Source organism: Nitrospirillum guaranorum (assembly GCF_034653275.1).
Lineage (GTDB): Bacteria > Pseudomonadota > Alphaproteobacteria > Azospirillales > Azospirillaceae > Nitrospirillum.
Genome location: NZ_JAYEES010000004.1, coordinates 447,359 through 468,122 on the forward strand (window position 1 = coordinate 447,359; position 20,764 = coordinate 468,122).

Genomic DNA, 20,764 nt, shown 5'->3' on the forward strand with positions numbered 1-20,764 from the left:
CTGCCGATTCTCCCTGGTTTAACCAAATTTCTGGATTACCTGTTGGAGAGGCAGGGGCGCCACGGGGGTACCCACAACGCTTAGAACAGGGGAATGGCGCCGCCATGGCGACGCGACATCGAACAGCGGGAGCGTAACCCGCGAGTGCGCCGGATGACGGTTGTACCCGCCCGGCTTGTCCCTTAGTGTAGCCGCCACATCGCCACGGACCGCCTCATGGCCACGGTTGCCGCCGCAAAAAAATGTGTCCTCATCGTCGAGGACAACGAGCTGAACATGAAGCTCTTCAACGACCTGCTGGAGGCGCACGGCTATCGCACGGTGCAGACCCGCGATGGCGGCATGGCCGTGGAACTGGCGCGGACACACCGTCCGGATCTTATACTTATGGACATACAGCTTCCGGAGCTTTCCGGTCTGGACGTGACGCGCTGGTTGAAGGAGGATCAAGAGCTTGGGTCGATCCCCGTCATCGCCGTCACGGCCTTCGCCATGAAGGGTGACGAGGAGCGTATCCGGGAAGGCGGTTGTGACGACTACATCGCCAAACCCATCTCGGTTGCCACTTTCATCCGGACAGTTCGGCGCTTTCTGGATTAGGGTGCGCAGTAGTACCTTGGAATAAGCCGCGTCTTACCCGACCCGGCCGGAATAAGTGGTGTCATGTCGGCTCGCGTCCTGGTCGTTGATGATGTCCTGCCCAACGTCAAGCTGCTTGCGGCGAAGCTGACGCGCGAGTACTTCGACGTCATCACCGCCAGCGGTGGGCCCGAGGCGCTGGAGAAGATCAAGGCGCAGGCGCCCGACATCGTCCTGCTGGACGTCATGATGCCCGGCATGGATGGCTTCGAGGTGTGTGAGCGCATCCGCAGCGACCCCGCCATCATGCACATCCCCGTCGTCATGGTGACGGCCCTGTCCGACATCGCCGACCGCGTGCGCGGGCTGGAGGCCGGCGCCGACGATTTCCTGACCAAGCCGGTGAACGACGTGGCGCTGTTCGCCCGCGTGCGTTCCCTCGTCCGTCTCAAGATGATGATGGACGAATGGCGCCTGCGCGAGAGCACCTCGGGCCAGCTGGGCATGCTGGTCTCCACCGACAGCATGCACAACCAGTCGGCGGAGGGCGCCAACGTCCTGGTGGTGGAGGACAGCTCCATCGACCTGGACAAGATCACCGAGACGCTGGGCCGCGACCGGGGCCGCGTGGTGGCCGCCGACACCTGCGCCGCCGGGCTGGAGCAGGCGTTGGCCGGCGACTTCGACTTCATCGTCATCAGCCTGACGCTGATGCGCGAGGATGGCTTGCGCCTCTGCTCCCAGCTGCGCTCGCAGGAGAAGACGCGCCAGGTGCCCGTGCTGCTGGTGGCGGACGAGACCGACATCGACCGCGTGGCCAAGGGTCTGGAGCTGGGCGCCAACGATTACCTGATCAAGCCCATCGACCGGAATGAGCTGATGGCCCGCGCGCGGACCCAGATCCGGCGCAAGCGCTACCAGGACCGGCTGCGCGCCAATTACGAGCAAAGCCTGTCGCTGGCCCTGACCGACAGCCTGACCGGCCTGTTCAACCGCCGGTACCTGAGCGCGCACCTGCCGCGCCTGCTGGACCGCGGCGGTGACAACCACAAACCGGTGGCGGCCCTGCTGTTCGACATCGACCACTTCAAGGTGGTGAACGACACCTACGGCCACGGCGTGGGGGACGAGGTGCTGAAGGAAGTGGCGCTGCGCGCCAGCCGCAATCTGCGCAACTTCGACCTGGTGGCCCGGCTGGGCGGTGAGGAATTCGTCGTCGTCATGCCCGACACGGACCTGGCCGCCGGCGTGCTGGTGGCCGAGCGCCTGCGCCGCCGCATCGGCGAGACGCCGTTCAACGTCACCACCGACGGCGGGCAGATCACGGTCACCATCTCCGTCGGCGTGGCCGTGGCCGCCGGTGCCCAAGGGCCGGACGGGCGCATGGAGACGGGTGACAGCCTGCTGCGCCGGGCCGACATGGCCCTCTATGAGGCCAAACGCTCCGGCCGCAACCGCGTCGTGACGGACAGCAGCCTGGACGCGGCGCCGCTGAGCCACGTGGACGCGCCGGACCTGTCCCTTCCTCGTTAGTTCCCGCCGGCCTTGGGCTTTAGCGGTTGTTATTGCGGTGTCGAGGTCGGATCAGCCCCGGTACAGGCGCTTGCGCACGCTGTCCGACAGGCGCTGCCAGCGGCGGGCCAGCTGGATGGCCAGGGGCTGGCCCTCATGCCGGCCGGCGGGCCGGGCGCCGATGCGTGAGTCCATGTCGGTGCGCTGGCGCACGGGGATGGGACGCACCAGGTAGGGGGCGATGCCGTTGTCCCAATAGCGGTCCATGGTCTGGTCCACCGGCATGAAGATGCGCCGGCCGTAGTCCAGCATGCGCCGGGCCCCCTCCAGGCGGATGAGATAGGCGCCGAAGCCCAGGACGTGGGTGCCCAAGCGCACCAGCTCGCCATCGCGCAGGGTCTTGACCGTGCGGCCCCGGAACTTCGCCGTCTTGGGCTCACGCACGCGCGGGCGCAGGGACTCCAGCCGCACCACCTGCCATTCCGGTGCCGGGTCGGCCAGCAGGTCCTCCATGATGCGGGGCAGGGCCGGGCTCAGCTCCACGTCGTCCTCCAGGATCAGGGCGGCGGGGATGCTCTCCCGCACCATGCGCTCATAGAGGCGGTAGTGGCTGAGATAGCAGCCGATCTCCGTGTCCAGCATCTCCACGCCATAGACGCGCAGCGCCCGGGCGCGGTCATAGACGGCACGGTCGGCCTCGCTGAGGGCGCGGCCGTTCACCGCCGGCACGAACTCCGCCGCGAGCCCCAGACGCGCGCACTGCCCGGTCATATGGGCGCGCCGCACCGCGTCATGCTCAAGGTTGATGACGAAGATGGGGCAGGAGGGGGCAGGCACGGGGGCCATGGGCGCGCGCATCCCAAGGTTCTGGGCGTCCAAGGGAAGGCCGGACGCCAGGCATGCCAATAGGAAAGGGCCGCTCAAGGAGCGGCCCTTCGCCTGACCAGTGTCCTCTTGCTCCGGTCGCTCGCCACCAGCCTTGCGGGCGGGGCGTGGTCCCGGAACGGCGCGCCCGATACGGGCGCGCGGGACTTACTTGATCTTGGCTTCCTTGAAGATCACGTGCTTGCGAGCCACCGGATCGTACTTCCGGAACTCCAGCTTCTCGGTCGTCTTGCGCGGGTTCTTCTTCTTCACGTAGAAGAAGCCGGTTTCAGCGGAGCTGATCAGACGGATCAGCACGGTATTCTGCTTGGCCATGACCTTTAATCCCACCTACGACAACCCCGTTCGGTCGCCAACTCGGCGGGTCGGGGGCGGTCAAAAACAATTCCGTACCGTGGCCCTCAGGGGCACGGCGTCGCGGCACTTTAGTCAGCGGGCCCTGAGAGTCAAGGCCAAAGAGCCATACGCTCAGGGGAAGCGAGTTGGGGCAGGGGATGCGCGCCATGCATGAGGCCGCGCCACCCTGGGTGGCCGGCATGCCGGCTGCCCCGACGCCGTGGAATGGGCGCCGCGGAATAGGCTACCCTGGGCGCATTCCGTGCGATCGCCGCACCCGTGCCGTGCAGGAGGAACCCCATGGCCTTTCCCACCGCCGTGAACAGCCAGATCACTGATTCGGTGACGCAGAGCAATGTGAAGGTCGTGGGCGAAACCCCCGCCCAGGCCGAGGGCGAGGCGGTGCGGGACATGGCCGAATCGACCGGTACCTCGGCCGACGGCGCGGCACCGGCGGTGGCTCCCGCCAAGGAATAAGGGCCGGGGCGTTTCAGGGGCTATTGCCCGCCGCCGGCTGGTCGGCCAGCAGGGTCTGGCCCGCCAGCTGGGCGCGGCGCAGCAGGGGCGGGCTGGCCAGCAGGGTCTCCGCCACCGTCAGGTCCACCGGCGCCGGGCGGTTGCGCTCCGCCGGGCAGGCGGTGGACGTGCCGGGGGGGCGGGGCTGGGCGCGCAGGGGGGCCAGGATGGCGGCGGCGTCGGTCAGGCCGGCGGTGCACAGGGCGGGCGCCAGGCCGTGGTGGTCGAACATGCGGCCGGCCGGCGTCAGGATGCGCGACCAGGTGATGAACAGCTCCCCCGTTGGGCAGGGGGGCGACGGTCTGCACCACGCCCTTGCCGAAACTGGTGGTGCCCACGTCCAGGGCCCGGCCACTATCGACCAGGGCGCCCAGCACGATCTCGGCGGAAGAAGCGGTCTGCCCGTCGGCCAGCACCACCAGGGGGGCGCCGTCCAGGATGTCGTCCGGCGTGGCGTCGTAATGCTGCACGCTGTCCGGGTGGCGGCCCACGGTGTTCAGGATGGGGCCGCTGGTGATGAACAGGTCGGCCACGGCCACCGCCTGGTCCAGCAGGCCGCCGGTGTTGCCGCGCAGGTCCAGCACCCACCCGGTGGGTGGCCCCAAGCCGTCCGCGTCGCGCAAATGGCGGATGGCGGCGGCCAGGGCGTCGGCGGTGCCGGCGTTGAAGCGGCTGATGTGCAGCACGCCCACGGCACCCGCCCGCTCCGCCGTCACGGTGGGCAGGAGGATGCGCTGGCGGCTGATCAGCACCGTCACCATGCCGCCGGCCCGGGCCACGCGCACCGGCACGCCGGTGCCTTCCGGCCCACTCAGGCGGGTCATGACCGCCTCCACCGTCATGGCGGGGCCGCCCCCGCCCGCGGCGTCGACCGGCACCCCGCCCACGGCGGTGATGACGTCGCCCACCCACAGGCCGGCGGCCGAGGCCGGGCTGCCGGGGGCGACGGCGATGATGCGGAAACCGCGCGGCGTTTCCTCCAGCGTCACGCCGATGCCGACATAGCCTTCGCGGCGTGACCGTTCCGTCCGCGCCGCCGCCGGCACGGAATAACGGCTGTAGGGGTCGAGGTCGGCGGTGCCGCCCTCCAGCATGGCGCGGAACAGGGTTTCCCGCGTCTGGTCGCCCGGGCCGGCGTCGGCGCTTTGCGCCACCGTCCAGTCGGTGGTGAGGGCGGCCAGATGGGCCCAGGATGCGGCGTCGTGGCCGGCGGGCAGGGCGAAGGTGCGCGGTGCCCGCCGGCTCACCGCCAGGGTGACGGCCCCGCCGCCCGGCTGCACCGTCACCGTCAGGTCGGGCACCACCACGCCGGCATGGACCAGGCCATCGAGCACCAGGCGGCGCATGTCCACCGGCTCCAGGTACAGCTCGTCGATCTTGCCATAGGCGCTTTGATAGAACTGCTCGGCGGTGACGCTCCCGCGACTCCCGGGGCCGCCGGCGCAGGCCGCCAGGGCCAAGGCACCGGCCAAGGCAATCACCGTCCGGGCCAGGGGGGCGCCCCGGCGGATGCGGTCAGGCCTGACATGGGCGGGCCGGGCACGGCGTGCCCGGCATGTGGCCTGGGCCACGGCGCCTCCCGATATTGTTTGCCCTTCAGCCGCGGATGCCCATGGCCCACTGCACGCCGATCACGGCCCCCTTGAACAGGGGCAGCAAGGCCAGCGACAGGCCCAGGGTCAACGGCCCCCACAGGGCCGCGTGGACCCATAGGGCGGGATGAAAATTCTGTTCCACCGCCAGGGCGGCGCCCACCACGATATGGCCGACGACGAAGATGGTAAAGTAGGGCGGCGCGTCGTCGGCGCGGAATTTGCCCAGTTCCAGGCCACAATTGGTGCAGACCGGCGCCACCTTGGTATAGCCCGTGAACAGGGTATGGGCGCCGCAGTTGGGGCAGCAGCGGCGGATGCCGCGCAGCATGGCCGTGCCGGCCATGCCCTTGGGCGGTGCGATGATTTCCTCGTGCGTGTCCGTCATGGTGTCCTCCATCTCGGCGACGCTGGCCTCGCGGGCTGCCCTCGGATGCGGGTCAACAGGGGGGACGGGGTCGGTCGTCATGGCCTAGATGATGGGTACGGTCCGAGCCATGGTCCAGACGCGTTTGCCGGGTCTCAGCCCTGCCATATGCACTTGTTGTGATTTGCGCGAATTGTGGGTTGCCTGAACCCGGACGCGGATCAACCGTTCAGTTGCAGCAGGTCCCAGCGGGTGCCATAGAGGTCCTGGAACACCACCACGGTGCCGTAGGCCTCAACCCGGGGTTCCTCGCAGAAGGTGACGCCGGCGGCCTTCATGCGGGCGTGGTCGCGCCAGAAATCGTCGGTGCGCAGGAACAGGAAGACGCGGCCGCCGGCCTGGTTGCCGATGGCGGCCTCCTGCTCCGGCCCCACCGCCTTGGCCAGCAGCAGGCGCGTCTCGCCAGAGTTCGGGTGGGAACCGGGCGGCGCCATCACCACCCAGCGCTTGCCGCCGCCCAGGTCGGTGTCCTCCACCGCGTCGAAACCCAGCACGTCGCGATACCAGGCCTTGGCCTCGTCATAGTCGCGCACGACCAGGGCGACGCCGCCGATGAACTGGGGCATTCACTTATCCTTCAGCGACGGCCGCTTGATGCGGGCCTTGGTGGCGGTCTTCCTGGTCAGCCGGGCGCGCCCGCCCTTGCCGTCCGGCCCTTTGCGGGGGGACTGGCCGCCGGCCAGCCAGGGCGCGTCGTCGGTGTCCTCGCCCAGCAGGGCGAAGACCATGCTGCCGGAAATGCGGTCGGCCTCCACCAGGCGCACCTTGACGATCGTGCCCAGGCGATAGGTGCGGCCCCAGCGGCGGCCCGCCAGCTGGTGGTTGGCCTCGTCATGGTCGTAGAAGTCGTCCGGCAGGGTGGAGATGGGCACCAAGCCATCGGCGCCCGTCTCATCCAGGGTGACGAACAGGCCGAAGCGGGTGACACCGCCGATGCGGCCGGTGAAGGTGCCGCCCACCCTGTCCGACAGATATGCTGCGACATAGCGGTCCAGGGCGTCGCGCTCCGCCGTGGCGGCGCGACGCTCGGTGACGGAGATGTGCTCCCCCACCTGCACCAGGCGGCCCGCTTCCTCGTCATCCAACCCGCCCGGCCCCAGGCCGTAGGCCTTCACCAGGGCGCGGTGCACCACCAGGTCTGCATAGCGCCGGATGGGGGAGGTGAAGTGGGCGTAGCGCGGCAGCGCCAGGCCGAAATGGCCGATGTTCTCCGGCTGGTACAGCGCCTGGCTTTGGCTGCGCAGGATGACGGTGTTCACCAGGTCCGCCTCGGGCGTGTCGGCCGCCTTGTTCAAGATGCGGGTGAACAGGATGGGCTTCATCACCTGGCCCTTGGCCAGGGTGTAGCCCAGGGAGCCCAGGAACTGGCGCAGCGCCTCCAGCTTGTCGCGCGCCGGCTCGGCGTGCACGCGATACATGCAGGGGCTGTGCTTGGCTTCCAGGGCCTCCGCCGCCGCCACGTTGGCGGCGATCATGAATTCCTCCACCAGGCGGTGGCTGTCCAGGCGGGGGCGCACGCCGATGCTCTGGATGGTGCCGGCCTCGTCCAGCTTCACCACCCGCTCCGGCAGGTCCAGCTCCAGCGTGCCGCGGGCGTCGCGGGCCTTTTGCAGCACGGCGAAGGCGCCGTAGAGCGGGTTGATCACCCGCTCCATCAGCGGGCCGGTCAGGTCATCCGGTTCCCCATCCCGGGCCTTCTGCGCCTGGGTGTAGGTCAGGCGCGCGACGGAGCGCATGAGACCGCGCACGAAGCGGTGGCGCTTCAGGCGGCCTTGCCCATCGATCCACATGTGGACCGCCAGGCAGGCGCGGTTGACCTCCGGCTTCAGCGAGCACAGCTCGTTCGACAGCGCCTCGGGCAGCATGGGCACGACGCGGTCGGGGAAATAGACGCTGTTGCCCCGGTCGAAGGCGTTGCGGTCCAGCGCCATGCCCGGCCGGACGTAGAAGCTGACGTCGGCGATGGCCACCAGCAGGTGCCAGCCGCCGGGGTTGTTGGGGTCGGTGTCGGGCTCCGCGAACACGGCGTCGTCGAAGTCGCGCGCGTCCTCGCCATCAATGGTCACCAGGGGGAAATCGCGCAGGTCGGTGCGCCCCTCCACCGTGGGCTCGGGTGCGGCTTCCGCCTCCTCGATCGCGGCCTTGGCGAAATGGGTGGGGATGGCGTGCTGGGCGATGGCGATCAGGCTGACGGCGCGGGGTTCCTCGATGCTGCCCAGCCGCTCCACCACCCGCACCTGCTTCAGGCCCAGGCGGGACGCGGGCAGCAGTTCGGCCACCACCAGCTCGCCCGGCTGGGCCCCTTCCGCGTTGGCGTCGGCCACGGCGAATTCCGCCTTGGCGCGGCGATCCACCGGCTTCAGCCGGCCGCCGTCGCGGGCGCGCTCATAGATGCCGACGATGCGCGTGGCCGTGCCGCCGTCCAGCTTGCGCATGGTGCGGCCTTCGTAGACATCCTCTTCGCCCTGCGGCCCATTGTCACGTAACTGGGGCTGGCGCGACAGGCGGGCCAGCACGCGGTCCCCCACCGCCAGGGCGGAGTGGCCCCGCTTCTCGGCGGCCATGTAGATGCGCGGCGGCGGGGCCTCATGCGCCCAGCTGGTGGGCCGGGCCAGCACCTCGCCATCCGGCGTCACCTCGGCCACGACCAGCACGGCGACCTCGGGCAGGGCGGCGGGCACGGCGACGCGCCGGCCCTCGCCCTTCTCGATGCTGCCCTCGCCCTCCAGCTCCTTCAGCAGCTCCTTCAGGACGATGCGGCCGTCGCCGGTGATGTTGAAGGCGCGGGCGATCTCCCGCTTGCCCACGGGCACGGGGCTGGACTGGATGTAGTCCATGATTTCTTCCCGGGTGGGGAAGGGGGCGTCGGCCGCACGGCGGGCCGGCACCGGCCTGGGCAAAGCCCGCCGGGGGCCTTCCGGACGCTTCGGCATGGAAACTTTCCTTACACTGGACGGCGGGACACTGGACGGCGGGCTCAGTCGCCCGCCACCGCCTTCTTGGCCGTCGTCTTGGTCGCGGGCTTCTTCGCCGCTGTCGTGGTCTTCTTCGGCGCGGCGGCCTTCTTTTCCGCCGGAGCCTTGGCTGCGGCCTTGGCCCCCGCAGCTTTGGACGGCGCCTTCCTGGCCGCCGCCTTCTTCGGCTTCTCCTCGCCGTCCGTCGCCGTCGCCGTTGGTTTCTTGCCGCTGTCCTTGGCCGCCTTGGCCGCCAGCAGCTCCACCGCCTGCTCCAGGGTGATGGTGTCGGCGTTGATGGCCTTGGGGATGCTGGCGAACAGCTTCAGGTGCTTGACGTAGGGGCCGAAACGGCCGCTGCCCAGGGTGATGGGCTTGCCGTCCTTGGGATGGTTGCCCAGTTCGCGGCCCGCCACCGTCTTGCGCGCGGCCACGCCGGCCAGCAGCACCACGGCCCGGTTCAGGCCGATGGTCAGCACGTCGTCGTCCGGCGTCAGGTTCTTGTAGGCGTCGCCATGCTTGAGATACGGGCCGAAGCGGCCGATGCCGGCCGTGATCTCCTGTCCCGTCTCGGGATGTGGGCCCAGGCTGCGCGGCAGGGCCAGCAGGCGCAGCGCGATGTCCAAATCCACGTCCTGCGGGTTCATGGCCTTGGGCAGGGACACGCGCTTGGGCTTGGGCTCATCCGGCGCGCCCGTCTGGACATAGACACCGTAGGGCCCGCGCTTCATGGTCACGGGGTAGCCCGTCTCCGGATCGTTGCCCAGCTCGCGGTCGGCGTTGCCTTCCTCGCCACCCTCGATGCTCAGGGGGCGGGTGTACTTGCAGCCCGGATAGTTGGAACAGCCGATGAAGGCGCCGTTCTTGCCCAGCTTCAGCGACAGCCGGCCGTCGCCGCAGACCGGGCAGACGCGCGGGTCGCGCCCGCCCTCGGCCGGCGCGGGGAAGAAGTGCGGGCCCAGCGCCTCGTCCAGGGCGTCCAGCACCTGGGTGATGGTCAGGTCCTTGGTCCCCTCCACCGCGGCGGAGAAGGCCTGCCAGAACTCGCGCAGCACCGTCTTCCAGTCGATGCGGCCGCCGGAGATGTCGTCCAGCTTGGTTTCCAGGTCGGCGGTGAAGCCGTACTCGACATACCGGTTGAAGAAGTTCTCCAGGAAGGTCGTGACCAGGCGGCCGCGGTCCTCCGGCTCGAACCGGCGCTTTTCCAGGCGGACGTAGTTCCGGTCCTGCAACACCTGCAGGATGCTGGCGTAGGTGGACGGCCGGCCGATGCCCAGCTCCTCCATCTTCTTCACCAGGCTGGCCTCGGTGTAGCGCGGCGGCGGCTGGGTGAAGTGCTGGTCGGACTTGACCTCGCCCTTGGCCAGGTCGTCGCCGTCCTTCATCGCCGGCAGGCGGGTGTCCTTGTCCTCGTCATCTCCCGCGTCGTCGCGGTCCTCCTGGTAGACCTTCAGGAAGCCGTCGAAGGTGACGATGGAGCCGGTGGCCCGGAACTGCGCCTCGGATTTCGGCGACGTGATGTCGACCGACACCTGGTCCAGCTCCGCGCTGGCCATCTGGCAGGCGATGGTGCGCTTCCACACCAGCTCGTACAGCCGCTGCTCATCCTTGTCCAGGAAGCGGCCCATCTGGTCCGGCCGGCGGAACATGTCGGTGGGGCGGATGGCCTCGTGCGCTTCCTGCGCGTTCTTGGCGCTGGACTTGTACACCCGTGGGGCGTTGGGCAGGTACTCGTTGCCGAAGGCGGAGGAGATCAGGCGGCGGGCGCCGTCGATGGCCTCGTTCGACAGCTGCACGCCGTCGGTACGCATATAGGTGATCAGGCCCACCGTCTCGCCGCCGATGTCCACGCCCTCATACAGCTTCTGGGCGATGCGCATGGTCTTGGTGGCGCCGAAGCCCAGCTTGCGGCTGGCCTCCTGCTGCAGGGTCGAGGTGGTGAAGGGCGGGAAGGGGTTGCGGCGCACCTGGCGCCGTTCCACCGACCGCACCATGAAGGACAGCGGGCGGATGGTGGCCAGCGCCGCGTCGGCGTCGCCCTTGTTGCCCAGGGTGAACTTGTCCAGCTTCTTGCCGTTCAGGCCCACCAGGCGGGCGGTGAAGGGCGACCCCGACGGCGTGCGGAACTCCGCCTCGATGGTCCAATATTCCTGCGGGCGGAAGGCCTCGATCTCCGACTCACGCTCGCAGATCAGGCGCAGGGCCACGGACTGCACGCGGCCGGCGGAGCGCGAGCCGGGCAGCTTGCGCCACAGCACCGGCGACAGGGTGAAGCCCACCAGGTAGTCCAGCGCGCGGCGCGCCAGATAGGCGTCGACCAGCTCCTGGTGCACGTCGCGCGGATGGGCGATGGCGTCCAGCACGGCGCTCTTGGTGATCTCGTTGAAGGTGACGCGCTTCACGTCCACCTTGCCGGTGATGCGCTTCTCATCCAGCAACTGCTTGACGTGCCAGGCGATGGCCTCCCCCTCGCGATCCGGGTCGGTGGCGAGGTAGATGCGCGAGGCGCCCTTGGCGGCGCGGGTGATCTCGTCGATATGGCGTTTGGAGCGGTCGCCCAGCTCCCACTCCATCGAGAAGTCCTCTTCCGGCTTCACCGAGCCGTCGCGGGCCGGCAGGTCGCGCACATGGCCGTAGCTGGCGAGAACGGTGAAATCATCGCCCAGGTACTTGTTGATGGTCTTCGCCTTGGCCGGCGATTCGACGATGAGGACGTTGCTGCCCGACAAGGGGACCCCGCACTGCAATAGGTGGCGATGTTTTCCGAAAACCAGATCCCGGGACGGCGCCGTCCAGCTTCACGCCAGGCTCACGCGGCCGCCGGGGTGGCGGTACAGACGGCCCGCCAGCTCCAATTCCAGCAGGATGGTCAACACCACCGCCGCAGACAATTGGCAGTCCCGGACAATTTCGTCAATGTGTACCGGGGTCGGGCTTAAGCACAGGGTGACCCGAGGACGGGCCGCCTCCACCTCCTTTTCCCCCGGATCGGCCGGGGGCGGGACGGGCCCGCCGCCCACTGGCGGGGCGTTGAACGCGGCCAAACCCTGGGGCCCCAGGTAGGCCAGGATGTCGTCCGCCGTCTCCACCAAGACCGCGCCGTCCTTCAGCAGGCGATTGCAGCCCTGGGCGCGCGGGTCCAGCGGCGACCCCGGCACGGCGAACAGGTCGCGGCCCTGTTCCAGCGCCAGGCGGGCGGTGATCAGCGACCCGGACTTCAGCGCCGCCTCCACCACCAGCACGCCGCGCGACAGGCCGGAGATCAGGCGGTTGCGCCGGGGGAAATGGCGGGCCTGCGGCTCCGTCCCCGGCGGCGATTCGGCCACCAGGGCGCCCTGGTCGGCAATGCGGCGGTGCAGTTCCGCGTTTTCCGGCGGGTAGATGACGTCCACGCCGCCGGCCAGGACGGCCACGGTGCAGCGATGCAGCGCCGCCTCGTGCGCCGCCGTGTCGATGCCGCGCGCCAGGCCGGAAACGACGGTGACGCCGGCCTCCGCCAGGTCGCGGGAGATCATGGCCGCCAGCTTGCGCCCGGTGAGGGAGGCGTTGCGGGCGCCCACCACGGCGACGGCCGGGCGGCTGAGGCGCGCCGGGGCGCCCAGCACGGTGATGACGGGCGGCGCGTCCTCGATGGCGGCCAGCTGGGCGGGGTAGTCGGGCTCGCACCAGCACAGCAGGCGGGCGCCCATGCGCTGCAGAGCCGCCAGCTCCCGTTCGGCGGCGGCGCGCGGGGCGATGCTCAGCGGCCGGTCGCGCCCGCCGCGCCGGGCCAGGTCGGGCAGGGCCTCCAGGGCCGCGGCCGGGCTCCCGAAGCGCTCCATCAGCCTATGAAAGGTGACGGGCCCCACCGACTCCGTGCGCGTCAGGCGCAGCCAGTCCAGGCGCTCGACGGAGGAAAGGACGCGTATGCTTCTCAATTCGGCTGTTCCGGGATCTTGAAGCCCAGATAGGTGCCGGCGCTGATGCCCAGCACGCCCAGGCTGTAGGGGTCCAGGTCCGGCATCTTGCGGTGGACCACCGTTTCGATCAGGAACAGCACGCCGATGACCACCGTCCACACCGCCGTCTGGAAGCGGTGCAGGCTGATGCCGTTGGCGTCGGTCAGGATGTCGTGGACAAAATCCCGCGACGCCAGCTGGCGGGCCAGGGTGTCGCGGGTGGCGGTCAGGGTGGGCAGGTCGGCCGGCGGCGTGGCCGGGTCGGCGATCTGGGTCAGCACGCCCTGATAGGCCACCAGGATGGGGTTGGTCTTGTTCTGCTCCACCATGGCGGCGCCCATGGCGGTGCCGGTGCCCAGGCCCATCAGGCACAGGGCCTGCCCGGTCAGGGTGTCCAGCTCCCCCGTCACCAGGAACAGGTAGAGATATCCCGCCAGCACGATGACGAACCACCACGCCATCTGGCTCTGCGCCAGGCTGAAGGCGCGGCGCAGCGGCCTGCCAGTGGCCCCGGCCACGCCGGCGAAGGTGGAGGGCGTGTTGTCGCGCAGCATGTCGGTGGACATGGCGAGATACAGCAGCGCGGCCGTGACCGCCACCAGCACCAGCACGCTGCCCACCGCCAGGGTCTTCTGGCTTTGCGGCAGGGATTTCCAGGCCAGCGCCAGGCTGGGCTCCCTGGTGGTGACCGGCCCCATCGCCGTCATGCCACCGGCGGCGGCTGTGGGGGTGGCGGTCGTGAGGGTGACGCCGCTGGCGGGGGGCATCCCCGAGGCCGGCGTGGTGGTGACGGGCGTCTCGACGACCGTCACCGGCGCCGTCTGCGCGTCGGCCGTGGCCGCCATCATGTGGAACCCGGCGCCCAGCAGCGCCAGCAACGCCGTCACCAGAAATAACCTGCGCACCATGCCCTCCCCAACCGCAAGGCCCCGCCCGAGATCGCCAAATCTATCGCGACACACCTATTGAGGGAACGACCAAACGGCAGCCCGCAGTAGAGTGGTGGCGGTAGGAGCAACCAGCCATCGCCGCCGCGCCGTGCTGAGATACGAAGGAAAGCTTCACAGTTTTCCTTCGTATCTGCTATAACCGGGATATGAGCGATCCCTTGGACAGGCCCGACGTGGGCGATCCTGATGCCTCGGCCGTCATGGCGACGGCGGTGGAGTTGCGCGTGGTCATGGGCCAGCTGCGGCGCAAGCTGCGTGAGCAGGCCAACGTCGGCGACCTGACGCCCTCGCAAATCGCCGTGCTGCGGCGGCTGGACGGCGGGCCGGCCACGGTCACGGCCCTGGCCAAGGCGGAGGGTGTGCGCTCTCAATCCCTAGGCGCCACCGTCGCGGCGCTGGAGGCGGCGGGCCTGGTGATGGGCAGCCCCGATCCCGCTGACGGCCGCCAGACCTTGTGGGACCTGACTCCCGCCTGCCGCGAGCGGGTGCGGGCGGGCCGCGCCCTGCATGAGGACTGGCTGTTCCGCGCCATGCGCGCCCGCCTGTCGGCGACGGAGCGGATGGAACTGGCGCGCGCGGTCGACCTTTTGAGACGCCTGGTCGCCGACTGATCGTCCCAAGCTTTAGTAGCCCCAAACCTTAGGAGACCGGCCATGGCCGTCACCACCCTGGATGCCCGCACGGCCCTGATCGTCATCGATCTGCAGAAAGGCCTGCTGGCCATGCCGGGACTGCCGCCCCTTGACGGGGTCCTTGGGAACGCCGCCGCGCTGGCCGCGGCTTTCCGCCGGCGGGGCTTGCCGGTGGTGCTGGTGACCGTGGCCGGCGGCGCGCCGGGGCGGACGGAGCAGGGGCGCGTTCCCCGCGACTTGCCGCCGGACTGGGCCGAGCTGGTCCCGGAACTGGATGCCCAGCCGGGTGACCACCGCGTGGTGAAACGCACCTGGGGCGCCTTTCCCCATACCGACCTGGACGCCTACCTCAAGGGCCGGGGCGTGACCCAGGTGGTGGTGGCCGGCGTCTCCACCAGCGCCGGCGTGGAATCCACGGCGCGCGAGGCGCATGCGCTGGGCTACAACGTCACGCTGGCGGTCGACGCCATGGCCGACCGCGACGCCGAAACCCATGACCATAGCGTCACGCGCGTCTTTCCCCGTCTGGGCGAAACCGGCACCACGGCCGAGATCCTGGCCCTGCTGGATGGGACCTCATGACGGCGCCCGCCGCTTCCCCCGCCCCCGCCGCCGCCACCGGCACCTTCCGTTCCCTGGCCAACCGCAATTTCCGCCTGTGGTTCCTGGGCGCCATCGTGTCCAACGTCGGCACCTGGATGCAGCGCACGGCGCAGGACTGGCTGGTGCTGACGGAACTGGCGCATGTCAACGGCGCCTCCGCCGTCGGCATCGTCATGGGCCTGCAGTTCGGCCCCCTGGCCCTGATGCTGCCCTTCAGCGGCTTCGCCGCCGATTATTTCGACCGGCGGCGCCTGGTGTTCCTCACCCAGCTCGCCTCCGGCCTACTGGCGCTGGGCCTGGGCCTCCTGACCGTGCTGGGCCTGGTGCAGCTGTGGCACGTCTATGTCTTCGCCTTCCTGCTGGGCTGCGTGGCGGCCTTCGACGCGCCCGCCCGCCAGACCTTCATCGGCGAGCTGGTGGGGGAGGCTGACCTGGCCAACGCCGTGGCGCTCAACTCCACCTCCTTCAACGCCGCGCGCATGATCGGGCCGGCGGTGGCCGGCGTGCTGATCGCGGCGGTGGGCACGGGCTGGGTGTTCCTGATCAACGCCGCCTCCTTCGTCGCCGTCATCGGATCGTTGTGCCTGCTGCGGGCGGCGGACTTCCATCCCCGCACGCGGGCGGTGCGCAGCCGGGGCAGCTTCATCGGCGGCTTCCGCTATGTCTGGGGCCGGCCGGATTTACGGGCCGTCCTGCTGATGCTGTTCCTCATCGGCACCTTCGGCCTGAACTTCCCCATCTTCATCTCCACCATGGCGGTGCACGCCTTCCAGGCCGGGGCGGGGGAGTACGGGGTGCTCAGCTCCACCATGGCCATCGGCTCCGTCGCGGGCGCCCTGCTGGCGGCCCGGCGCGCCACGCCCACCCTGCCCCTGCTGGCGGGTGCCGCGCTGCTGTTCGGCGCGGGATGCGCCCTGGCGGCGGTCATGCCCACCACCTGGGCGTTCGGCATCCTGCTGGTCGTCATCGGCGTGGCGGCACAGACCTTCACCACCTCCACCAACAGCCTGGTGCAGCTATCGACCGACAGCGCCATGCGCGGCCGGGTGGTGGCGCTGCTGCTGGCCATCGCCGTGGGCGGCACGCCCCTGGGCGCCCCCATCGTCGGCTGGGTGGCCGACGTGGCCGGGCCCCGCTGGTCCCTGGGCTTGGGCGCCGCCTCGGGCTTCCTGGCGGCACTGGTGGGGGTGCGTTATCTGGTCAAGCACACCGGCTGGCGGCTTTGGCGCGAGATCAAAACCTCAGCGTGAACACCGTGCCCCCACCCTCCACCGGGGACGCGGCGATGGTGCCGCCGTGGGCCAGCATGATCTGGCGGGCGAGCGGCAGGCCGATGCCGCTGCCCTCACGCTTGGTGGTGTAGAAGGGCACGAAGATCTTGTCGGCCACGTCGGGCGGGATGCCGGGGCCGTTGTCGCGCACCAGCAGGTTTAGATGGCCGGTCACGTCCAGGTGGCCCGCCAGGGTGATGGCGGGTGGGCGGGCCGCCGTGCCGCTGGCCTTCGCCTCATCCAGCGCCTCCACCGCGTTCTTCACCAGGTTGATCAGCACCTGGTCGATCAGGTCGGGGTCGGCGCTGATCTCCAGCGAGGGCGGCAGCACCACCACCTCCAGCGCCACGCCGTGCTCCGCCATCGCCGGGCCCATCAGCCGTTCCACCCGGCCGAACAGCTCACGCACCTTCAGCCGCTCCACCTTCGGCCGGGGCATCTGGGTGAAGCGGCGGTAGCGCTCGACGAAGCGCAGCAGGCCGCCGGCGCGGCGGGTGACGGTGTCCATGGCCTCGCCCGCGTCGGCCGCGTCCAACAGCACGGCGGGGGGCAGGCCGGGGATGGTCTCCAGCTGGGTGCGCAGGTCGGCCAGCAGCGACTGCGCCGTGCCGGCCAGGGACGAGACGGGCGTCAGCGAGTTCATCATCTCGTGCGTCAGCACCCGCACCAGGTCCGACCAGGCCTTGACCTCCGTCGCCTCCAGCTCCCCGCCGATGTTCTGCAGGCTGATCAGCAGGCGCGGCCCGTCCGCCAGGGTCAGCTGGGTGGCACGCACCGTCAGGTGCAGGGGCGTGATGCCGCCCGCCACCTTCAGCAGGGCGCTCTGCCCCGGTTCCAGCACGCGGAGCGCCGAATCCAGGGTGCCGCCGTCCACCAGGCGTCGGTTCAGGTCGTCATGGCCGATCAGGCGGCGGGCCACGTTGTTCAGCAGGTTGACGCGGCCGTCGGGGTGCACCTCGGCCAGGGCCACGGGCACATGCTCCACCAGCACGTTCAGGTAATCGGCCTTGCGCTCGGCATCGGCGCGGGCGTCGCGGAACTTGTCGAACACCCCGGCGAAGGCCTGCCCCAGCTCCTGGAAGCTGGGCCCCATGGCGCGATAGCTGAAGCTCTGGGTGAAGTCGGAATGGCTGAGCGCGTTCAGGAAGCGCGCCAGCTCGCGGTTGGTGGTGTTCACCACCCGCACCACGCCGCCGATCTGGAAGGCGATCAGGAACAGCACCAGCGCCTCGGTGGCGTGGTAGTCGGTGGCCTGCAGCAGCAGGCCCAGGGCCACGCAGCTGAGGCACAGCAGGGTCACCCGCAGGGTCAGCGCCGTGCTGAACGACGACTTAAAGACCATGCTTCTCCATCCGGCGGTAGAGGGAGGTGCGGGTGATGCCCAGCTCATTGGCGGCGTGGCTGATGTTGCCCTGGTGCTTGTCCAGCGCCCGCCGGATCACCTGGGCCTCCACCGTTTCCAAATCCAGCGTGCCCAAGGTCAAGGCGTTGGGGGTCAGGCCGTTGTCGCCCACCGCCGGGGGCGGGGGCGCTGCGGCCGGCCGGGGGGCGCCGCCGGGCGCGGAGGGCAGGGAGAAGTCCTCCGCCTCCAAGACGTCGCCGGCGCCCAGGATCATGGCGCGCTCCACCGCGTGGCGCAGGGCGCGGACGTTGCCCGGCCAGTGGTAGGCCTTCAGCCGCGCCAGCGCGTCGTCGGACAGGCGGCGCGGCGGGATGGCGTACTTGCGGGCATACAGGCTCATGAAATGCGTGACCAGGGCCGGGATGTCGTCCGCCCGGTCGCGCAAGGGGGGCAGGCGCAGCTCCACCGTGTTGATGCGGTACAGCAGGTCCTGGCGAAAGGTGTCCGGGCTTTCCAGCTGTTCCACCGGCATGTTGGTGGCGGAGATCAGGCGCACGTCGATGGGGATGGGCCGGTTGCCGCCCACGGGGATGACCACGCGCTGCTCCAGCACCGACAGCAGCTTGCTCTGCTGGTACAGGGGCAGGTTGCCGATCTCATCCAGGAACAGGGTGCCGCCGTTGGCCGCCACCAGCCGGCCGACGCGGTCCTCCTTGGCGTCGGTGAAGGCGCCCTTCTTGTGGCCGAACAGCTCGCTCTCGAACAGATTCTCGGCGATGGCGCCCAGGTCCACCGCCACGAACACCTGGTCCGCGCGCCGGGACCGGCGGTGGATTTCCCGGGCGATGACCTCCTTGCCCGTGCCGTTCTCCCCCAGGATCAGGACGTTGGCGTCGGTGGGGGCGGCGCGGTCCACCAGGGTCAGCACGCGCGCCATGGCCGGGCTGCTGCCGATCAGGGTTTGCCCCGGCTGGTCCAGGGCGGCCGCCAGTTCCTTGTTGCGGGCGCCCAGCTGCGCCGCCTCACGCCGGGAGGCCGTCAGGGTCATGGCGCTCATGAGCGTCGCCACCAGCCGCTCGTTCGACCAGGGCTTCAGCACGAAGTCGCAGGCGCCCTGCTTCATCGCCTCCACCGCCGTGCCCACGTCGCCATAGGCGGTCATCAGGATGACGGACAGGGTGGGGTCGATCTCCAGCACGCGTTTCAGCCACTGGAAGCCTTCGCGCCCCGTGTTGGCGCCGATGGCGAAGTTCATGTCCAGCAGGACGGCGTCGAACACCTCATCCTTCAACAGCTGGGGAATGCGGTCCGGCTGGCTCTCGGTATGGACCAGGATGCCTTCCCGTTTCAGCAGCAGGCGGGCGGCCACCAGGATGTCCTGGTCGTCGTCCACCATCAGGATGCGGCCGCTTTTCTGTGTCATCGGTGCGAAGTCCCCCACAATACTGTCCGAAATCGTACACCGCCCAGGGTCAGAGCGCATGTCCGTTCTGCGGTGGTTCCCTCTGGCGCCATGGGAATGGCTCCCCTCCAATGCCGGCAACCATCATCGCCAAAAGGGAGCGACATCATGGCCGGCAAGCAACACACCTACCGCGTCACCGTCACCTGGACCGGCAACAAGGGCCAGGGCACGGCCAACTACCGCGCCTACACCCGCGACCATGAGATCCAGGCGGCGGGCAAGCCGGTCATCCCCGGTTCCTCCGACCCCGCCTTCCTGGGCGACGCCACCCGCTACAATCCGGAGGAGATGCTGGTCGCCTCCCTCTCCACCTGCCACAAGCTGTGGTACCTGCATCTGGCGGCCGAGGCCGGGCTGGTCGTCACCGCCTATCAGGACCAGGCGGAGGGCACGATGGTGGAGACGGCGGACGGCAACGGGCACTTCATCCGCGTGACCCTGCGCCCCACGGTGACCATCGCCGCCGGGGGCGACCCGGCGCTGGCCCAGTCGCTTCACGACAAGGCGCACCATTTCTGCTTCATCGCCAACTCCGTCAATTTCCCGGTGGTGACGGACGGGGTGGTGCGGACGGCCTGAGGGCGGGCTATCCTGCCAGGAACCCCGATCCTCGATCCCGACCCTTCGGACCCGCCGCCTTGTCCCGTTCCGCCCGCCTGCTCGACCTCATCCAGGCCCTGCGCCGCCATCGCCGGCCGGTGACGGCCGCCGACCTGGCGGCGGAACTGGACGTGTCCATCCGCACCGTCTATCGCGACATTGCCACCCTGGCGGCTCAGGGCGTGCCGGTGGAGGGGGAGGCCGGCCTGGGCTATGTGCTGCGCCCGGGCTTCATGCTGCCGCCCCTGATGTTCGGGGACGACGAGATCGAGGCGCTGGTGCTGGGCCTGCGCTGGGTGGCGCAGCGGGGCGACGGGCCCCTGGGCCTGGCGGCGCAGAACGCCACGGCCAAGATCATGGCCGTGCTGCCCGCCGACCTGAAGGCCCTGGCGGAGGATAGCGGCCTGATGCCGGTGTCGCTGAGGCCCAGCGTGGCGGAGCCGCGCGACCTGACGGAAATCCGCCGCGCCATCCGGACGGAGCGCAAGCTGCGCATCGCCTACACCGACGGGCAGGGTCGGGCCAGCGACCGCACCATCTGGCCCTTCGCCCTGGCCTTCCTGGAGCGCATCCGCATGGTGGCCGCCTGGTGCGAGACGCGGCAGGCCTTCCGCCACTTCCGCACCGACCGCATCGTCGAGGTGACGGTGGAGGCCGACCGCTATCCCCGCCGCCGCCACGCCCTGCTGGCGGATTGGAAGGCGGAGATGGACGCGGCGGAGGCGGAGGAGACGTAGGCCGGCGTCCCTTACGGCGCTGGCCTGGCGCTGTCGTAGGTCAGCAGCACGTCGGTATGGCCGTCGGCCAGGCGGTGGAACAGGGTGCCGGTCACGGCCACCCGGCGGCCCAGCGGGGGCTTGGCGCCCGTGGGCAGCTTCAGCTGAAGGGTGTCGATGGACTCCACGTCCTCATCCGTTTCCGCCGTGCCGCCCGCCACGCAGATCATCTGCGGCAAGGTCAGCACGTAATAGTCCTCGTTGGTGACGCCCCTGGCGCCGTTGCGGGTGCCGTGTCGCAGGGTGATCTCCCCCGTCAGGGTCACGGGCTCCGGCTGGTAGGGCTGGCAGTCATGGGCCGTGGCGGGCCCCCAGGCGGGGATGGCGGCGCCGGCGGCCAGGCCGGCCAGCAATAGAGTCCGGAAAAGCATGCGGTCCCCTGGGCG

General features: G+C 69.9%; 20 protein-coding genes. 8 read left to right on the forward strand and 12 right to left on the reverse strand.

Translation table 11 applies throughout. The features are described from left to right. Positions 1-216 precede the first annotated feature (216 nt). Positions 217-600: a response regulator gene (locus tag UAJ10_RS23825; RefSeq protein WP_040845322.1), complete on the forward strand. Its 384-nt coding sequence runs from the start codon at positions 217-219 to the stop codon at positions 598-600. Positions 601-663: 63 nt separating this feature from the next. Beyond that, positions 664-2,112, forward strand: coding sequence for a PleD family two-component system response regulator (locus UAJ10_RS23830; protein ID WP_322917744.1), 1,449 nt, complete (start codon positions 664-666; stop codon positions 2,110-2,112). A gap of 51 nt (positions 2,113-2,163) precedes the next feature. On the opposite strand, the gene UAJ10_RS23835 is transcribed toward UAJ10_RS23830, so the two are convergent. Both UAJ10_RS23835 and rpmG read right to left on the reverse strand, forming a co-directional pair. Further along, entirely contained in the window at positions 2,164-2,937 is a 774-nt protein-coding gene (locus UAJ10_RS23835; RefSeq protein ID WP_322917745.1) for a glycosyltransferase family 25 protein, read from the reverse strand. A 186-nt stretch (positions 2,938-3,123) separates the two neighbouring features. Beyond that, on the reverse strand, positions 3,124-3,291 hold the full coding sequence (gene rpmG / locus UAJ10_RS23840) for a 50S ribosomal protein L33 (RefSeq protein ID WP_044562980.1): 168 nt from the start codon (positions 3,289-3,291) through the stop codon (positions 3,124-3,126). Positions 3,292-3,612: 321 nt separating this feature from the next. Here rpmG and UAJ10_RS23845 point away from each other — a divergent pair, with 321 nt between their 5' ends. Further along, positions 3,613-3,789 carry a RebB family R body protein gene (locus UAJ10_RS23845; protein ID WP_322917746.1) on the forward strand — a complete coding sequence of 59 codons (177 nt, stop codon included), beginning with the start codon at positions 3,613-3,615 and terminating at the stop codon, positions 3,787-3,789. A gap of 20 nt (positions 3,790-3,809) precedes the next feature. Here the strand turns inward: UAJ10_RS23845 and UAJ10_RS23850 are convergent, their stop codons facing one another. From UAJ10_RS23850 to UAJ10_RS23880, 7 genes are all read right to left on the reverse strand, one after another. Next, a complete protein-coding gene (locus UAJ10_RS23850) occupies positions 3,810-5,300 on the reverse strand; it encodes a S41 family peptidase (RefSeq protein ID WP_322917747.1) in 1,491 nt (496 codons plus the stop codon). Positions 5,301-5,424: 124 nt separating this feature from the next. Next, positions 5,425-5,808: a DUF983 domain-containing protein gene (locus UAJ10_RS23855; protein ID WP_322917748.1), complete on the reverse strand. Its 384-nt coding sequence runs from the start codon at positions 5,806-5,808 to the stop codon at positions 5,425-5,427. Between the two features lie 200 nt (positions 5,809-6,008). Beyond that, on the reverse strand, positions 6,009-6,413 hold the full coding sequence (locus UAJ10_RS23860) for a VOC family protein (RefSeq protein ID WP_322917749.1): 405 nt from the start codon (positions 6,411-6,413) through the stop codon (positions 6,009-6,011). After that, complete coding sequence (gene rnr / locus UAJ10_RS23865; protein WP_322917750.1) at positions 6,414-8,780, reverse strand: ribonuclease R; 2,367 nt, start codon at positions 8,778-8,780, stop codon at positions 6,414-6,416. Between the two features lie 44 nt (positions 8,781-8,824). Then, positions 8,825-11,530 carry a type I DNA topoisomerase gene (gene topA / locus UAJ10_RS23870; protein ID WP_322917751.1) on the reverse strand — a complete coding sequence of 902 codons (2,706 nt, stop codon included), beginning with the start codon at positions 11,528-11,530 and terminating at the stop codon, positions 8,825-8,827. Between the two features lie 69 nt (positions 11,531-11,599). Beyond that, positions 11,600-12,718 (reverse strand): DNA-processing protein DprA, encoded by a 1,119-nt coding sequence (dprA, locus tag UAJ10_RS23875; protein ID WP_322917752.1) that lies wholly within the window; start codon positions 12,716-12,718, stop codon positions 11,600-11,602. After that, positions 12,715-13,644: a hypothetical protein gene (locus UAJ10_RS23880; protein ID WP_322917753.1), complete on the reverse strand. Its 930-nt coding sequence runs from the start codon at positions 13,642-13,644 to the stop codon at positions 12,715-12,717. The genes dprA and UAJ10_RS23880 overlap by 4 nt, the downstream gene beginning before the upstream one ends. A 191-nt stretch (positions 13,645-13,835) precedes the next feature. Here UAJ10_RS23880 and UAJ10_RS23885 point away from each other — a divergent pair, with 191 nt between their 5' ends. Genes UAJ10_RS23885 through UAJ10_RS23895 form a run of 3 tightly spaced genes read left to right on the forward strand, consistent with a single transcriptional unit; the run spans position 13,836 to position 16,174 of the window. Further along, entirely contained in the window at positions 13,836-14,300 is a 465-nt protein-coding gene (locus tag UAJ10_RS23885; protein WP_322917754.1) for a MarR family winged helix-turn-helix transcriptional regulator, read from the forward strand. Between the two features lie 42 nt (positions 14,301-14,342). Beyond that, positions 14,343-14,903: an isochorismatase family protein gene (locus tag UAJ10_RS23890; RefSeq protein WP_322917755.1), complete on the forward strand. Its 561-nt coding sequence runs from the start codon at positions 14,343-14,345 to the stop codon at positions 14,901-14,903. Then, the gene (locus UAJ10_RS23895; RefSeq protein WP_322917756.1) at positions 14,900-16,174 is read left to right on the forward strand and encodes an MFS transporter; all 1,275 of its coding nucleotides are present in this window, start codon (positions 14,900-14,902) and stop codon (positions 16,172-16,174) included. The genes UAJ10_RS23890 and UAJ10_RS23895 overlap by 4 nt, the downstream gene beginning before the upstream one ends. Here the strand turns inward: UAJ10_RS23895 and UAJ10_RS23900 are convergent. Together UAJ10_RS23900 and UAJ10_RS23905 are read right to left on the reverse strand one after the other, a co-directional pair. Further along, positions 16,158-17,537 (reverse strand): sensor histidine kinase, encoded by a 1,380-nt coding sequence (locus UAJ10_RS23900; RefSeq protein ID WP_322917757.1) that lies wholly within the window; start codon positions 17,535-17,537, stop codon positions 16,158-16,160. The genes UAJ10_RS23895 and UAJ10_RS23900 overlap by 17 nt on opposite strands. Continuing rightward, positions 17,527-18,960 (reverse strand): sigma-54-dependent transcriptional regulator, encoded by a 1,434-nt coding sequence (locus UAJ10_RS23905; protein WP_322917758.1) that lies wholly within the window; start codon positions 18,958-18,960, stop codon positions 17,527-17,529. Before UAJ10_RS23905 ends, UAJ10_RS23900 begins: the two co-directional genes overlap by 11 nt. A gap of 147 nt (positions 18,961-19,107) precedes the next feature. On the opposite strand from UAJ10_RS23905, the gene UAJ10_RS23910 reads away from it, so the two are divergent. Then, positions 19,108-19,581, forward strand: a complete 474-nt coding sequence (locus UAJ10_RS23910) for an OsmC family protein (protein ID WP_322917759.1) — start codon at positions 19,108-19,110, stop codon at positions 19,579-19,581. Between the two features lie 59 nt (positions 19,582-19,640). Next, the gene (locus tag UAJ10_RS23915; protein ID WP_322917760.1) at positions 19,641-20,339 is read left to right on the forward strand and encodes a helix-turn-helix transcriptional regulator; all 699 of its coding nucleotides are present in this window, start codon (positions 19,641-19,643) and stop codon (positions 20,337-20,339) included. 11 nt (positions 20,340-20,350) lie between these two features. Here UAJ10_RS23915 and UAJ10_RS23920 read toward each other — a convergent pair whose 3' ends face one another. After that, positions 20,351-20,749, reverse strand: coding sequence for a hypothetical protein (locus UAJ10_RS23920; RefSeq protein ID WP_322917761.1), 399 nt, complete (start codon positions 20,747-20,749; stop codon positions 20,351-20,353). Positions 20,750-20,764: the final 15 nt, after the last annotated feature.

What these genes read in the sequence shown, in the direction of transcription:
- UAJ10_RS23910 (WP_322917759.1), top strand. Translation starts at nt 19,108, where the DNA reads ATGGCCGGCAAGCAACACACCTACCGCGTCACCGTCACCTGGACCGGC.
- rnr (WP_322917750.1), bottom strand. Translation starts at nt 8,780, where the DNA reads ATGCCGAAGCGTCCGGAAGGCCCCCGGCGGGCTTTGCCCAGGCCGGTG.
- UAJ10_RS23895 (WP_322917756.1), top strand. Translation starts at nt 14,900, where the DNA reads ATGACGGCGCCCGCCGCTTCCCCCGCCCCCGCCGCCGCCACCGGCACC.
- UAJ10_RS23900 (WP_322917757.1), bottom strand. Translation starts at nt 17,537, where the DNA reads ATGGTCTTTAAGTCGTCGTTCAGCACGGCGCTGACCCTGCGGGTGACC.
- UAJ10_RS23905 (WP_322917758.1), bottom strand. Translation starts at nt 18,960, where the DNA reads ATGACACAGAAAAGCGGCCGCATCCTGATGGTGGACGACGACCAGGAC.
- UAJ10_RS23920 (WP_322917761.1), bottom strand. Translation starts at nt 20,749, where the DNA reads ATGCTTTTCCGGACTCTATTGCTGGCCGGCCTGGCCGCCGGCGCCGCC.
- UAJ10_RS23855 (WP_322917748.1), bottom strand. Translation starts at nt 5,808, where the DNA reads ATGACGGACACGCACGAGGAAATCATCGCACCGCCCAAGGGCATGGCC.
- UAJ10_RS23860 (WP_322917749.1), bottom strand. Translation starts at nt 6,413, where the DNA reads ATGCCCCAGTTCATCGGCGGCGTCGCCCTGGTCGTGCGCGACTATGAC.
- rpmG (WP_044562980.1), bottom strand. Translation starts at nt 3,291, where the DNA reads ATGGCCAAGCAGAATACCGTGCTGATCCGTCTGATCAGCTCCGCTGAA.
- UAJ10_RS23830 (WP_322917744.1), top strand. Translation starts at nt 664, where the DNA reads ATGTCGGCTCGCGTCCTGGTCGTTGATGATGTCCTGCCCAACGTCAAG.
- UAJ10_RS23825 (WP_040845322.1), top strand. Translation starts at nt 217, where the DNA reads ATGGCCACGGTTGCCGCCGCAAAAAAATGTGTCCTCATCGTCGAGGAC.
- UAJ10_RS23845 (WP_322917746.1), top strand. Translation starts at nt 3,613, where the DNA reads ATGGCCTTTCCCACCGCCGTGAACAGCCAGATCACTGATTCGGTGACG.
- UAJ10_RS23890 (WP_322917755.1), top strand. Translation starts at nt 14,343, where the DNA reads ATGGCCGTCACCACCCTGGATGCCCGCACGGCCCTGATCGTCATCGAT.
- UAJ10_RS23835 (WP_322917745.1), bottom strand. Translation starts at nt 2,937, where the DNA reads ATGGCCCCCGTGCCTGCCCCCTCCTGCCCCATCTTCGTCATCAACCTT.
- UAJ10_RS23885 (WP_322917754.1), top strand. Translation starts at nt 13,836, where the DNA reads ATGAGCGATCCCTTGGACAGGCCCGACGTGGGCGATCCTGATGCCTCG.